General features: G+C 28.3%; 15 protein-coding genes. 2 read left to right on the top strand and 13 right to left on the bottom strand.

Annotated elements, in window-relative coordinates:
• Positions 1 to 41: 41 nt before the first annotated feature.
• From AAHM92_RS01240 to AAHM92_RS01220, 5 genes are all read right to left on the bottom strand, one after another.
• Positions 42 to 2,999 (bottom strand): DNA translocase FtsK, encoded by a 2,958-nt coding sequence (locus AAHM92_RS01240; protein ID WP_500222697.1) that lies wholly within the window; start codon positions 2,997 to 2,999, stop codon positions 42 to 44.
• 169 nt (positions 3,000 to 3,168) lie between these two features.
• Positions 3,169 to 3,663, bottom strand: coding sequence for a hypothetical protein (locus AAHM92_RS01235; protein WP_500222696.1), 495 nt, complete (start codon positions 3,661 to 3,663; stop codon positions 3,169 to 3,171).
• An 88-nt stretch (positions 3,664 to 3,751) separates the two neighbouring features.
• On the bottom strand, positions 3,752 to 5,527 hold the full coding sequence (locus tag AAHM92_RS01230; protein WP_500222695.1) for a ribonuclease J: 1,776 nt from the start codon (positions 5,525 to 5,527) through the stop codon (positions 3,752 to 3,754).
• 512 nt (positions 5,528 to 6,039) lie between these two features.
• Positions 6,040 to 6,792, bottom strand: coding sequence for a hypothetical protein (locus AAHM92_RS01225; RefSeq protein ID WP_500222693.1), 753 nt, complete (start codon positions 6,790 to 6,792; stop codon positions 6,040 to 6,042).
• A gap of 49 nt (positions 6,793 to 6,841) precedes the next feature.
• Complete coding sequence (locus tag AAHM92_RS01220) at positions 6,842 to 7,120, bottom strand: hypothetical protein (RefSeq protein WP_500222692.1); 279 nt, start codon at positions 7,118 to 7,120, stop codon at positions 6,842 to 6,844.
• Between the two features lie 268 nt (positions 7,121 to 7,388).
• Here AAHM92_RS01220 and AAHM92_RS01215 point away from each other — a divergent pair, with 268 nt between their 5' ends.
• Positions 7,389 to 7,688: a rhodanese-like domain-containing protein gene (locus AAHM92_RS01215; protein ID WP_023789020.1), complete on the top strand. Its 300-nt coding sequence runs from the start codon at positions 7,389 to 7,391 to the stop codon at positions 7,686 to 7,688.
• 44 nt (positions 7,689 to 7,732) lie between these two features.
• On the opposite strand, the gene AAHM92_RS01210 is transcribed toward AAHM92_RS01215, so the two are convergent.
• Positions 7,733 to 8,095: a hypothetical protein gene (locus AAHM92_RS01210; RefSeq protein WP_500222690.1), complete on the bottom strand. Its 363-nt coding sequence runs from the start codon at positions 8,093 to 8,095 to the stop codon at positions 7,733 to 7,735.
• Positions 8,095 to 8,898, bottom strand: coding sequence for an NAD(+)/NADH kinase (locus AAHM92_RS01205; protein WP_023789018.1), 804 nt, complete (start codon positions 8,896 to 8,898; stop codon positions 8,095 to 8,097). Before AAHM92_RS01205 ends, AAHM92_RS01210 begins: the two co-directional genes overlap by 1 nt.
• A gap of 92 nt (positions 8,899 to 8,990) precedes the next feature.
• Between AAHM92_RS01205 and trpS the strand changes: the two genes are divergently transcribed.
• Complete coding sequence (gene trpS / locus AAHM92_RS01200; protein WP_500222688.1) at positions 8,991 to 10,004, top strand: tryptophan--tRNA ligase; 1,014 nt, start codon at positions 8,991 to 8,993, stop codon at positions 10,002 to 10,004.
• 316 nt (positions 10,005 to 10,320) lie between these two features.
• Here the strand turns inward: trpS and AAHM92_RS01195 are convergent, their stop codons facing one another.
• The 6 genes from AAHM92_RS01195 to argS all read right to left on the bottom strand — a co-directional run bounded on the left by AAHM92_RS01195 (position 10,321) and on the right by argS (position 14,227).
• Positions 10,321 to 10,575, bottom strand: coding sequence for a hypothetical protein (locus AAHM92_RS01195; RefSeq protein ID WP_500222687.1), 255 nt, complete (start codon positions 10,573 to 10,575; stop codon positions 10,321 to 10,323).
• Positions 10,576 to 10,622: 47 nt separating this feature from the next.
• The gene (locus tag AAHM92_RS01190; protein WP_500222686.1) at positions 10,623 to 10,967 is read right to left on the bottom strand and encodes a hypothetical protein; all 345 of its coding nucleotides are present in this window, start codon (positions 10,965 to 10,967) and stop codon (positions 10,623 to 10,625) included.
• A 54-nt stretch (positions 10,968 to 11,021) separates the two neighbouring features.
• Positions 11,022 to 11,387 carry a 50S ribosomal protein L20 gene (gene rplT / locus AAHM92_RS01185; protein ID WP_023789013.1) on the bottom strand — a complete coding sequence of 122 codons (366 nt, stop codon included), beginning with the start codon at positions 11,385 to 11,387 and terminating at the stop codon, positions 11,022 to 11,024.
• A 17-nt stretch (positions 11,388 to 11,404) separates the two neighbouring features.
• Positions 11,405 to 11,599, bottom strand: coding sequence for a 50S ribosomal protein L35 (gene rpmI / locus AAHM92_RS01180; protein ID WP_023789012.1), 195 nt, complete (start codon positions 11,597 to 11,599; stop codon positions 11,405 to 11,407).
• 19 nt (positions 11,600 to 11,618) lie between these two features.
• Complete coding sequence (infC, locus tag AAHM92_RS01175; protein WP_023789011.1) at positions 11,619 to 12,149, bottom strand: translation initiation factor IF-3; 531 nt, start codon at positions 12,147 to 12,149, stop codon at positions 11,619 to 11,621.
• A 416-nt stretch (positions 12,150 to 12,565) separates the two neighbouring features.
• A complete protein-coding gene (gene argS, locus AAHM92_RS01170) occupies positions 12,566 to 14,227 on the bottom strand; it encodes an arginine--tRNA ligase (protein WP_500222684.1) in 1,662 nt (553 codons plus the stop codon).
• Positions 14,228 to 14,236: the final 9 nt, after the last annotated feature.

The following is a 14,236-nucleotide window of genomic DNA, read 5'->3' as shown; positions in this document are numbered from 1 at the left end:
TATTTTATACCATTAAAAAAACACATTGCTAATGTGTTTTTTTATAATTCTTCATTTTTTACATAAACTTCTCGTGATTTTGAACCGTTTTGAGGGCCAATTACACCATATTCTTCAAGTTCATCAATTATTTTGGCAGCTCTATTATATCCTATAGAGAATTTCCTTTGCAATAAACTAGTTGAAGCTTTTTGTTCTCTAACAACATAAGACCTTATTTCATCAAACATTGGATCTCTTTGAGAAGAGGAACCACCACCATATTCGTTATATTCGTTTTCTTCAATCATAAACTCTTCATCAAATATTTGAGGTTGTTGATTTGAACAATGATAAACTAATTTCTCTATTTCTTCATCGCTAATAAATGAACCTTGTGCCCTTATTAAAGATGAACTTCCTGGTGGCACATAAAGTAAATCACCTCTCCCAATCAGTTTTTCTGCTCCACCAGAATCTAGTATTGTTCTAGAGTCGATTGAACTAGCAACAGAGAAAGCAATTCTGGCTGGAATATTTGATTTTATTACCCCTGTCAAGACATCTGTTGATGGTCTTTGAGTAGCTACAATTAAATGTATACCTGCTGCTCTTGCCATTTGAGTAAGTCTCATGATAGAGTCCTCAACATCTTTTTTGTTAGCTGTCATCATTAAATCAGCCAACTCATCGATAATGATTACATAGTACGGTAATCTTCTTGAAGGTGCTGACATTTTAGAATTATAACCTTCAATGTTCTTGACACTATTACTTGTGAATAGAGCATATCTTCTTTCCATTTCATTTATTACTTTTTTTAAGGCACTATTTGCGAGATTCATATCACTTATAACTGGTGCCAATAAATGAGGTATTGAAGAATAAATTGATAATTCTACTTTTTTAGGGTCTATCATTAGAAACCTTACTTCGTGTGGTTTAGATCTCATTAATATAGAAGAAATAATACCATTTATCATAACTGATTTACCACTACCTGTTGAACCAGCAACTAATAAGTGAGGCATTTTATCAAGCTCTCCAAATAACATTTCTCCACTTACGTTTTTTCCAATTGCAAAAAGTAACTTTGAATTCATATTTTTCAAAGGAACATTTTCAATTACGCTTCTAAATGGGACAATGGCTGCTTTATCGTTCGGTACCTCGATACCAACTGCTGCCTTACCTTGAATTGGAGCTTCAATTCTAACATTTTGATTAGCTAATGCTAATTTTAGGTCATTTTCTAAGCTTGTAATACTGTTTACTTTTGTACCTACTCCTGGTAAAACCTCAAACTTCGTAACACTTGGACCAATATTCATATTGTTAACAGTTGCTTTTACACCAAACTGTGCGAATGTATCATTAATAGCCTTGGCTTTTAGTTTAGCTTTCTCTCTAATTTCAAGCAACTCATTTTGAGTGTTTGTATCTGGATTTAATAATTCTGTTTTTGGTAAACTATAACCAGCATTTACGAATATTTCTTTATCAACCGCTTTGTTTGAATTTATTTCAATTGTTTGATTATTATTTGATCTGTTAACAAAACTATTACCAGGGTTAATAATTGACTTAGTAAAAATATCTTCCATAGGAGAAGTATAGTCATCAATACTGTATAGCGAGTTATTTTTTTTCTCTTTTTCCTCGATACTACTATTTATAAAGTCTTCTAGTGAAATTTGACTAGGTCCTTCTTTATTAACTGGTTTTTTAACTAATTCTTTTATTATTTCTTTTGTATGACCGTTAGCACCGTGTGGGGTAATTGAAGTCTCTTTGCTAAACTTTTGTCTAGCTTCCTCAGTTGACACGTTACCATATTTTGACTCTAATGGTATTGTGTAATCAAAATTTTCTTTTGGTTTACGTCTTGGTAAAAATTGCTTCTCAAAATCAAAATCATTAGTAACTTGAGTTGGAGCCTTTTGACTATTTATATCACTCTCAACGTTATCATGATTTTCAGTGACAACTTTTCTATACCCTTTAACCCCGCGTGCATAAATTGGTTCATCTCTTTTCATATACTTGTGATCATCAAAGTTAATAGGATTATTAATTTTAGGCACTTCTATATCCAGATTTGAACTGTAAAACTTTTCGTCTGGTTGTTGATAAATTTCTGAAGTCATTTCTTTTCTAAAACTTGGTAATTCAATCGTTATATCAGAGTCCTTAATAGAAGAAATTATATCAACATCATTCAGATTGATTTCTTCATCAATACTTATAATATTAAAAATACCTTTTTTAGTTTTAACTCTTGCCTTTGAATTATTATTCTTTCCCCTTAATGAAAGAATTCTTAACCTTTTAAACACTCTTTTATGCTTAGGTTTAAAGAAATAAAAAGGATTTCCTGTAAAAATTCACATCATATTAAGAAAGAAGAAGAAAGTTGCCACTATTAAAGAACCATATATTGTTGTATATGAAAAAATTCCTGCCAAAGTTGCTCCTATTAATCCACCCCCAGCTCAAGTGGTAAAATAACTTGTTGGACTTGACCAAAGTAAACTACCTTCTGCATTGCCAAAAAATGAGTGTAGCTTTCAAGTTGCTAAATATGATTTGATAGAGTCTTGAAGAATACTTTTGCTTCAATAATGTTCAATAACTAGGCCAGGATTATTTATGTGGTAAGCGCATATAAATAAAACTGAGGTAAATATTCAACAAAACATTATTCAAGTAAGGAATATCATTGCCAAAAATCTTTTTTTTGGCTTAAACTTTATACCAAAATACACGGCAAAAACCACTATGAAAAATAGCAAGTATAAAAAATACTTAAACCAACCAAATGGCAAAGTAAAAATTATATCATCTAATAATTGACCAACTATTGTTATCCTACCTAGTGACATTATATTCAAAAAAAATAAGATTAAAGCTGTTAGAATCCACCCAATAGAGTCAGACCTTCTTTGTTTTTTATGAACAGTGAATGCTTTAGTTCTATCATTATCATTTGGTAAGCCCGGAAAACCATTATAATTATTCATAAAAACTCCTTTGTTTATTTGCCCTTATATTTATCATTTTAATATAATTTAGTCTCTATTTTTAATATAAATGAAAATAGAATATATTTAAAAAATTCTAACATAATTAAAGGATAAGTTATAAGTTTTCAAGTAAAAAAAGAATAAAGTTATCAAAAGATAACTTTATTTAATATACGTTTTTTTTATAAACTCAGTTTTTAGTGTGTTCTCGAACCTCAAAAGCAGCTTCTTTGCTTATGATATCTCTTTCGTGACTTACTCTCTCTACAATAATCTTTATTGTCTCGACCTTGTCATCATCAGAGTCTTGTGGCATTCAATTTTCTATTTTATTCTCCGTACAAATATCTTTTGCTCCTGGAATTAGCGATATTTTATACATAGCATCCAGAAATACTAAGGTTTTGTAGACATTATCCGAATTGATTAACGGATTACCTTCTTTTGGTGGATTATTCTTAGAACTTTCGTCATCCAATCATTCCTTGAAAGCCTCAATTTCTTTATTTAAAGAAATAATCAACTCCGTTTTTTCTTTTTCAGTGAGTTTACTGTAATCTTCTTTCCAAAATTCATCAGTTTTTTTACCACAAGATACCACAAGAGATGAACTTGTTACTGAGGCTCCGAACACACCTAACACTAATCTTAATTTTTTCATCATCTTATTCCCCTTTAACACTTATATTATAAGCTTAGTTAAAGTAAAATTCTTTTTAAAACACTAAAAAAATATTATAGTGAAATTATTAGTCAGTACTATCATTTGAGTTACCGGCGATTGTTTTATTTGTATTAACAACCCTCGTGTTAAAACTGGTTGCTCTTCTTCTCGGTTCATAGAAAGAACCTGTATTGATTTCGTTAACTATTACTAAAACAATTGGTTGCTTCCCAGTGTCTTGTTTTAAAGTTGAGCGGGTACGAGATATTATTTCCTTTTTAATTAAGGACATATCGTATGAGTTTGGGTTTATTTTCATAGCCTCTCGATGTTTATCAAATATATCAATAATTTGTTTTTGTAGAAGTTTGAATATAGGGTTGTCATCTTGTATATAAATAACACCCCTCATTTGAATATCTATTAAAGAGACTAATTCTTTAGTTTTGTCATCCAAATTAGCCCCGATGATAACTGCTCCATCAGTTGCTAATTGTTTTCTTTCGTTTAAAACAACAGCACCAATATCCCCGACTCCAATACCATCAACGTAAACATCGCTAGTTTTAACTACTTCTGAACTAATTATTAATTTTCCATTTTTGTTAATTTTAAGTACTTGTCCATTGTTTATAAGTTGGATATTTTCAGGTTTAATACCAGCTTCTTGTGCCGCTTTTTCAGCACATAAAAAGTCTTTGTACAAACCTTTTATAGGAATAAAACTTTTTGGGTTCATTATCCTTGTCATAAGTTTGATATCCTCGTAACTTGCTCTCATAGATCAAATATTTTTATCACTTAAGGCAATCAATTTTGCATTAGTTCTTGCTAATTCATCTAATATCTCTGCATGTCTTTTTTCAACACCAGCTGCTGGTGGAGTTGCTAATATTATTACATCTTTTTCAGAAAACTCAATAATGTCGTCGTTTCCTGCAGCTATTTTCGCCATTCTTGAATATAATAAGTCACCGGCTCCTGTTAAAATAAGGATACCATCTTCAGATTTAGCATATTCTTCTAAAGAAATTATGTCATTTTTAGAAATTCCCAATGAATCTTGAATGATTTTTGATTCAACAACTTTCACTAAAGTTTTGCCATATATGGCCATTTTTCTTCCTTGCTCTTTTGCCTGTCTTATAATTTCAAAAAGTTTAAATACATCCTCTTCAAATATCCCTAAAACTATTCTGTGTTTCATATCCTTCATCGGAGTTGTAATGTATTTTTCAATTCTATGATTAGGAACAGTATATCCAATTCTTGAAGCAAATTCTGAATCACTTATGAAAGCTAGGACTCCTTTTTCTGAAATCTTAGATAAGTGGTTCATATCAGTAGAGAATCAAGATTGTTCATTACCATCCATTATGTAATCCCCAGCATAAACAATTGTTCCATCCTCTGTATGTAATGCGAAACAAAAAGACTCAGGGAAGCTTGCAGTGGCTCTAAAAACTTCGATACTGTTCTTACCAAACTTTATTATTTCTTTATCTTTGATTATTTTGAAGTTATTTTCTCTATTTTTGATTCTGTATTTAAGATTACGATATTTTAATATTGTTGTTGTTAGCTCATTGCAATAAACAGGAACATCAATATCTCTTAAAATATAACTTATTGATCCTGCATTATTACTACTTGGGTTTGATAAAAATATTCCCTTAATTCTTTTTGAGTTAGCCTTTAGATAATCAAAACTTGGTATTACAACATCAATACCTAATATACTTCTTTCTGGGAATTTGATACCTGCATCGAAAACGAATAAATCATCATCAACACTAACTATGAAAATATTTTTTCCTCTTTCGTCTTGACCACCAAGTGCCAAGAATTTTATTTCTGCCATAAATTTTCTCCTTACTTGCAAATTATAAAATTTGATTTTTTTATTATAGATAATGTAATCATTCTATAAAAGTTCATGATTACAAACAGATAATTCAACTCTCTAATTATAGGTTATATTTACTTTTTTGTGAATATTTTTAAAATTTCTCTATTATTAGTAGTTCTTTATGCCAAATAATATTTTAAATCGTTAAATTAATTTTATAATATTTTAAAGAGAAATCCTACATATTTTTGCACATTTCTTAGTCAAGAAAAGTTCATTCATAAGAAATAAAAAAAACATCTTTATTTAAGATGTATGATATTGAATCTTTACAAATTCGGTAAAATTTGTTCAAACTCACTAAGAAGTATTTAAAAAATAATTTTATAACACTTTCTAGATTACTTCAAAAAAGTGGTAAATGTAAGTTGCATCATAAATAATTATTAAAACCAAAAAAACTATGTGGATTTTTCATATGTACGTATTTATTTAGTATTTGATTGCTAAATACTACAATATTTTTATTGTTTTTCAAATACATTTATATAGACCAACCCATTCTTATTTTTTATTGCTTGCGATGATTTGTTATTCAACAATTTGTAATCAGATGATTTATTATTTAATATAAAAAGTCCTGCTATAAAATTAAATATATTTCCAAAAATCATACTGCACAACCCTAGAGTGGTACTTTCATCATATACATAGATAAGTTTCTTAGTTTTCAATGTCATAGGTATCAATCAGGCTAAGGGTAATATTAAAAACGAGTTAATTATTGTTCCCGCTAACATTAATTTGTATGCGGTGTTAATTTTCTCATTGTATGTATTATATTTTTCTTTATATTTATTGGTAAAGATCACATACCCTTTATGTTTTATTGCTTTAATAATAAACAAAATTGAAAAAGTAACCATAATAAAAACTACGATTAATAGAAACAAATTGATCATAAACGCGGCTTTAAAAATAGAATTAAATATAATTAAATATAAATATAAAAAGAATCAAATAATATTTATAGCAATAAGTAATTTAGACCCAATCAATACGTTATTTTGTTTATTTACAAAACTGATCAAAACAAGACATGAAATAGAAAAAAATATCATGAAGAATGAACACAAAATATAAATTAGCGGTATTAAAATAAAACCTTTATTTAATAATTCATTTGTGAATAATAAGGCCATCGAAAAGCTTACTATACTCATAGCAATACTAAGAACAGATGCACTTATGCCAAAACTTCAATAATATTTTTTCATTTATTTCTTATCTCAACTAGATTCTAATTTTTTGTAACTTAATTCAAACCTAGTTAACATTTTGCTCAACACTTGTATTATCAATTTCGTCATAACTTTCTTGTTTGTTAACAAGTAGTAGTATACCCGATACGAACCCAAATGTTCCAGTAAATAGTAAACAACAAATTCCTAAAACAAGTGAATCTGAATATTCGTTTACCCTTTTTTTAACAGCTAATGTCATTGGAATCATTCATGCCAAAGTAATAATAAGAAATGACGATAATACTGTACTCACAATCATCAATATGTAGGCAATTTTTGCTAATTTACTTTCTTTATTCATTTTATATCTCCTTTTATATGTTTATCAACTTATTTATTATATCAATTCACGAAGAATAGTACTATAAGTTTTTTAGTTATGCTAAAAGAAATAAGTGGAAGAATCAATTGATATTCATATTAGCTTTTATTTGTTCAATTGAAACAGATTTAGTAGAGAAAAGCTTCATTTTTAAGTTAATTTTGAGTATATAAACATTAAGCAGTGATGCTATACATATTGTTCATTTATTGAATTATAATAATAAGTAGTAACTAAGGAGTTAAGTATGGGAATAAATGTGACTGATTACAATGAAATAAAAGACCAAGTTCTAACAATAGATGTAAGAACTGTTTTGGAAGTGAAAACACTCGCTAAATTAGATTGAGCCGTTAATTATGAGATGAATTATTTACATAGTAATTATGAAGAAATCTTAAAAAATCACGAGAATAAGAAAATTATAACTGTTTGTAATGCTGGTAACAGAAGCTCTCAAGCAGCACAATTTTTAAGAGAAAAAGGGTATGACGCCGATTACCTTGATGGTGGTATCTATAGGTATATGAAAATTTTTAAAAAATAAAATAACTTCGTTATTAGATAGTGATCTAATAACGAAGTTATATATTAAATTTGATTTGACAAGTCCTTTTTTAATCTTCTATAAAAATTACTAAGATCAAAGCCTTTTATATATAAGGATACTTTATCATCTTCAATGCTAACTTTTAATCCTAACTTTTTAAGACTCTTAAGATTAACTAGGGAAGTACTTACCAGTTTTATTTTGTTATTATCATCAATTTCTTCAATATTTTCTATTCCACCCAGATATTTTATTATGTTTGGATAAGTGAATGCTGTTTCAATATTTATTAATTTATTTTTTTTGAATTTGATGTTAATTCTTTTAGCAATTGATAAATAAGTAAATAGCATTAAGGCTAATATAATAAAAGTAAATGTTATCAGAATTGTTGTAAGATCCATTAAATCACTTTTTCCTTATCTTTAATAAATATATCTCTTAGAACTTTGATTTCACTTTGTTCTTTTTCACATTGGTGGCTAATTACACTTACTTTGATATCACTTACTTTAATTGAGATTTGTTTGTCGATTAACTTTATGACTTGAGTATCGCAAATCAAAAGTTCATTGATACTCTCTAATTTCAAATTAAGCTTATAACTGTTGTTTAATATTATTGGAGAATTGAGTGTTCTGAATTTATTGGTGCTTATAGGGACAAGTTCTTGTAATTGATATAACATTTGATTTTTAGGTAAAATTACAGCTCCACCCGTTGATTTTATATACCCTGTACTTCCATTTGAAGTAGATATTACAAGACCTGTTCCATGAAAGGTTTCCAAATAATCGTTATTGATAAAAATATCTATATAAAGTGCTGTTCGCTCATTTAATATTTTTATCTCATTCGTTGCATAGAAACGATTCTGACCGTTTTTGATTTCTAAAACTTCATATTCATAAATACTATAAGTTTCTTCCTCAATCATTTCCAGTATTTGTTCAAAGTCATCCACTCTATTTTTGTTGGTATAAAAACCAATACCCCCTAATTTAAAGGGTATAAACTTTGTTTTCTGTAATTGATTTTGATATTTGGCAACAGCTTTCAAAAAGGTACCATCACCCCCTATTACAAAAACGAAATTAGGGTTTGATTCTTCTAATACTCAACCTTTAAGGTATAACTTTTCGATAAGTTCCTTACTTAGTTTTATAGTAGAATCATAATCATTTTTAACAACATTGAATTTGAACATAAATACCGCCCTTTCCATTAATTTTACTTATTTATTTTATAAAAATAAATAAATTGTATAATTAGTTATGTAAAACTTTAAGGAGTATTAAAATGAATAAAAAAAGAATGATATCTGGTATAACCACAACCGGTCAAATGACATTAGGAAATTATATTGGTGCTATGAAGAATTTTGTAGATCTTCAAGAAGAGTTTGAAATGTTTGTATTTGTTGCTAATTTACATGGTATTACTACACCGATTGACAAAGCGTCATTAAGAAATAATATTAAAAGTATGGTGGCTCTTTATTTTGCTTGCGGTATGGACCCTGAAAAATCAACAATATTTTTGCAAAGTGATGTCCTTGAACACACTCAATTAGGTTGAATATTGACTTGTAATACAACATTAGGAGAACTACAAAGAATGACACAATTCAAGGATAAAGCTTCTAAGGTCAAATCAGATAATGGTACAGAGTTTGTTCCAACAGGTTTGTTGACATATCCAACATTGATGGCTGCTGATATATTGCTTTATGATGCAGAACTAGTTCCAGTTGGTAAAGATCAAAAACAGCATATTGAGTTAACAAGAAACATTGCCGAAAGAATGAATAACAAGTTTGGAGAAATGTTTACATTGCCTGGTGAATATACGCCAAAAATAGGTTCCAAAATAATGGATTTACAAGATCCAACTAAAAAAATGTCTAAATCTAGCACAAACCCTAAAAGTTATATTGCTTTGTTAGATGATTTGGAAGTTGTTAAAAACAAGATTAAATCAGCTGTGACTGACTCTGAGAATATCATCCGTTATGACCCAGAAAATAAACCCGGAGTAAGTAATCTTTTGACAATATATTCATCTTTAACAAATAAAGATATTGAAGAAACAGAAAACTATTTTAAAGGCAAAGATTATGGTGTATTGAAAGACGAAGTTACTTCTGTTGTTGTTGATTTACTTAAAAATATACAAGACAGGTACAAACAATTGATTAACTCTAAAGAAGTGGAAGAATGACTGGAGCAAGGTGCTCAAAAAGCAACTTCAATTGCAAGTAGAAAAATGAATAAGGTGTTAAACCTTGTTGGTTTAAGTTATAAAAGAAAATAAATAGTATTTCTTTGAATATAATAATTTTATGATAATGTGCATAATAAAAAAACTATCGAAATCTCGATAGTTTTTTGATTGAAATAATTTATTTTGATTAAGTATTTATTTTAATTTCAACTTCTTAATAAAAACTTTTATATTCTTAATATTAGTTTCAAAAAATACAAGTACTTAATTTATCGTAATAAAAATATCTATATTTTAGTTTGTGTCAAGTTTTATGACATCATATAACAAGTTGTATTTTCTTAAGTTTTTTAGGAATTTTAAATTAAATTAGTAATCGATTTTCAAAATAACACTTGCGAATTTTTTATCTCCAAATGTATATCAACGTATCTGCTGTCTCACCACATCCACAGATTCCACAATTTTCTGATGTTTCTTTAAATTCGCAATAAGCGTTTAAAAGTTCTATACGTCCATTTTCTAATGAACTTGAAGTTAGTTCACCTTTTTTTACTGCTAATAAAATAGTTTTACCACTATCAAGGGCATTTAAAATAGGTAAAAAATCTCCTTTATCAACTGATGTGATTTTAACTACATTATTCAAATCTTTAGCCATAACTTACTCTCCTCTTAACTATAATATTATAAAATAGTTGAAAATGATTAACTCTCATATTCTTCTTCGTTGAACTTTCATAACAAATAATTAACTTTCTTTAATATTTTCGAACAATTTCGTTTAGGACGATAATCTCTACAAAATGGATGAATTGCAATAAAGTTTTTTTGTTCTAGCGACATCTTTTTAAGGTCAACAAGTTCAATGATTCATCCGAAGTATCCGTATTCAGTATTGTTGAAGTTCTCTTTAATCATATGAAATTTACATATAAAACATAATCTCATTTCGTTCTCATCTTTATTTATTAATTTCGGTGCGTTATTTCAAGCACTCTCAATATCTTCTTTAGTGAATTCAATTGTGTGATCTTCCTTTAAGGTGGCCATAATTTACCTCTTTTCTATAAAATAAAAAGCCTTGTAAAAAGGCTTTTAAAACAACTATTTTTTTTCGTTTAAAGCTTTTTTTGAAGCGTCAACAATAAGTTCAAACTGTTTTGGTTCGTGAATAGCTAATTCTGATAACATTTTTCTATTCATGTCGATACCTGCCAATTTTAGTCCATTAATGAATTTTGAGTAACTTAATCCTAATGGTCTAACAGCAGCATTAATACGTATAATTCATAATTTTCTGAAATCACGTTTTCTTAGTTTACGTCCAACGAACGCATAATGCATTGAACGAACTACTTGTTCGTGTGCTTTCTTATAATTTGCTTTTTTTGTACCATAGTAACCTTTAGCTCTTTTGATTCAACGTTTTCTTCTAGCTCTAGTTACTTTTCCAAATTTAATTCTTGCCATATTTTCTTACCTACCTTTTAGTTTTGTAATAGTCCTTTTAGACGTTTCATGTCTCCTGCTGAAACAAATTGAGCTTTTTTAAGATGTCTTTTTTGTTTTGTTGTTTTATTTTGTGCTAAGTGAGATCTATAAGCTTGACCTCTTTTAAGCTTTCCACTTGCTGTTTTCTTTACTCTTTTAGCCAAAGAGCTTTTTGTTTTCATTTTAGGCATAACTATTTCCCTCCTATATTTAACCTTTTTTAGGCACTACATACATATCTAAGAAACGAATATTTAGTTTCGGCTCTCTTTCGATTTTTGCGATGTCTTCTATTTTTGAAAAAAATTTCTTTAGGGTTTCTTTACCAAAATCTTGGTATGCGATTTCTCTTCCCTTAAATTTGAGTGAGATTTTTACTCTGTCACCAGCTAGTAAAAATTCTCTTGCTTTTCTGGCCTTGGTGTCAATATCATGATCACCTATACCAACTGTTAATCTAATTTCTTTATTTTCGACTTTAACTTGATTTTTTTTATTTTCTCTAGTTTTTCTTTTTTGTTCATATTTGAATTTACCGTAATCTAATATTTTAGCAATTGCTGTTACATTATCTTGATTACCAACTTGAAGTAGATCAAGTCCTTTTTCTTCAGCGATTTTCAAAGCCTCAAACTTATTAATAGGTCCAACCCTTGAACCATCTTCATTTATAATAAGAATTTGTTTCGCTCTAATTTCACGATTTACAAATTCTGTTTTCACATTTCTATTGTCTGCCATTCTTCCTCCAAAAAAAAGTGTGCCTTAAAAGATTAGGAGCACACTATAAATTATTTATTTCTTCACTTAAAATAATAAATAAGTTTTACCGCTTCCTGAAAGTGACGGTGAGCTGCGTGCTTCTTCTTTTAAACCAAAATAATTATAATACATTTTTAGATATATAATTAAAATATTTATATTAAATTTAAAAAAATTTGTAGATTATAAAAAAAATTACAAATCTTTATAGATTATCTTTAAGTTGAAATACAGCAATAAATCATTTTTTTAGTGAATAAAGTGTAAGAATAGTATATTAATTAGTCATATAAAATTTACTGTGCTAATTTAAACAATAGAACAATAAAAAATACAAGATTGACAATTAAATCTTGTATTTTTTATTTTAAATAGTTATTACAGGTTTTTTTAAACTACATTTCTTTGATAACTTCTATACCAATTAAATTAAATGCATTGCTCAAGACTTGTAAAATACATTTTATTAAAAATACTTTTTGCTTAGATAGAGCAAGATTATTCTCATCAAAAATCTTAGTATCTCCATAATATGAGTGGAATTTTTTTGATAAATTTTGAATAAACTCACATATTATATTGGGTAATCTTGAAGATGCAGAGTATTCGACAATTCTATTGAAAGAATCCATTAAAATTATCAACTGTTTTTCTTTATCATTTATTTCAAGTTCAGTGTCTAATTCATTGATATCCAGACCCATATCAGCTGCCTTAGTAATTATTTTGTTACATCTTGCTGTTGCATACTGTGCATAATATACAGGGTTAGTAGCATTTTTTTGAACAGCAACATCTAGGTCAAAATCCATATGACTTGAAGGTGTTTTAGAAAGCAACATATATCTTACTGCATCTTTACCAACCATTTCAATCAGATCTATTAGCCAAACCGCTGTCCCTTTTCTTTTAGACATTTTGTATTCCTGACCATTTTTCATCAATCTAACCATTTGGATCATATCGATGCTTAATATGTCTTTTTTGTTTCCTAAAAGTGATAGACCAGCATTCATTCTTGAAATATAACCATGATGGTCACCACCCCAAAAGTTAACGTACTTATCAGCACCTGATCTTTCTATTCTTACTTGATGACATGCAAGATCAGGTGTTATATATGTGTAGTCACCATTAGATTTGACTAAAACTCTATCTTTATCATCGCCATACTCAGTGGTTTTTAATCATAAAGCGCCGTCAAGTTCATAAGTCTTTCCTTTTTCTTTGTATATACTTAGAACATGTTCAATTCCATTACTTGAGTACATTTCAGCTTCACTAGTATACAATTGAATTTCTACGCCAAACTGAATAAGTTGTTTTTTAATTTCACGCATAAAAATTTCAATCGATTCTTTTTTAAATAACTCATGTGTTTCAGGATCAGAAATCTTATTATCCTTGAAAGTTAAATCTTTAAATTTATCTCCGTGTTTTTCTAAAAAAGCTTTTGCTACTTCTATATACATATCCCCACCATACATCTCTTCTGGTTTTTCAATATTTTGTCCTAACAACAATTTATAGTGGTAAAACAATGTTACTGCAGACACATTTATTTGATTCCCTGCATCATTTGTATAGTATTCTGTTTCAACATCATAACCAGCAAATCTTAATATTCGTGCAACTGAGTCTCCTATTGCACCATTTCTTGCATGACCAACATGTAAATATCCTGTCGGGTTTGCAGAAACTAATTCTAAGTTGTACTTGAAATTTTTTCTTTTAGAAGAACCAAAAGCTTCTTTTTCTTTATTTATGGCATTTAAAACCTTAAATGTAATTTTTTCATTAATAGTCATATTGATAAATCCTGGGCCAGCAACTTCAACTTTATCAAATATTTTATTTTTAGATAATTCAGTGGTAATTTTATTAGCTAATTCTATTGGGTTTGAGTTGTTTAACTTTGAGTTAATCATTGCAAAATTAGATGAAAAATCTCCGTTACTTCCTTCTCTTGGTCTTTCAATTAAAACTTCTCCCTCAAGATTATTATTACTTATGATATCTTTGAAAATACTTTCAATTTCTTTTACAATAATGCTCATAGTTTATCT

This window comes from Spiroplasma endosymbiont of Melanargia galathea, from assembly GCF_964031075.1.
In the GTDB taxonomy this organism is placed as follows: domain Bacteria; phylum Bacillota_I; class Bacilli_A; order Mycoplasmatales; family Mycoplasmataceae; genus Spiroplasma_A; species Spiroplasma_A apis.
The sequence above is the reverse complement of the archived record's forward strand: the minus strand, read 5'-3'. Positions and strand labels throughout refer to the sequence as shown.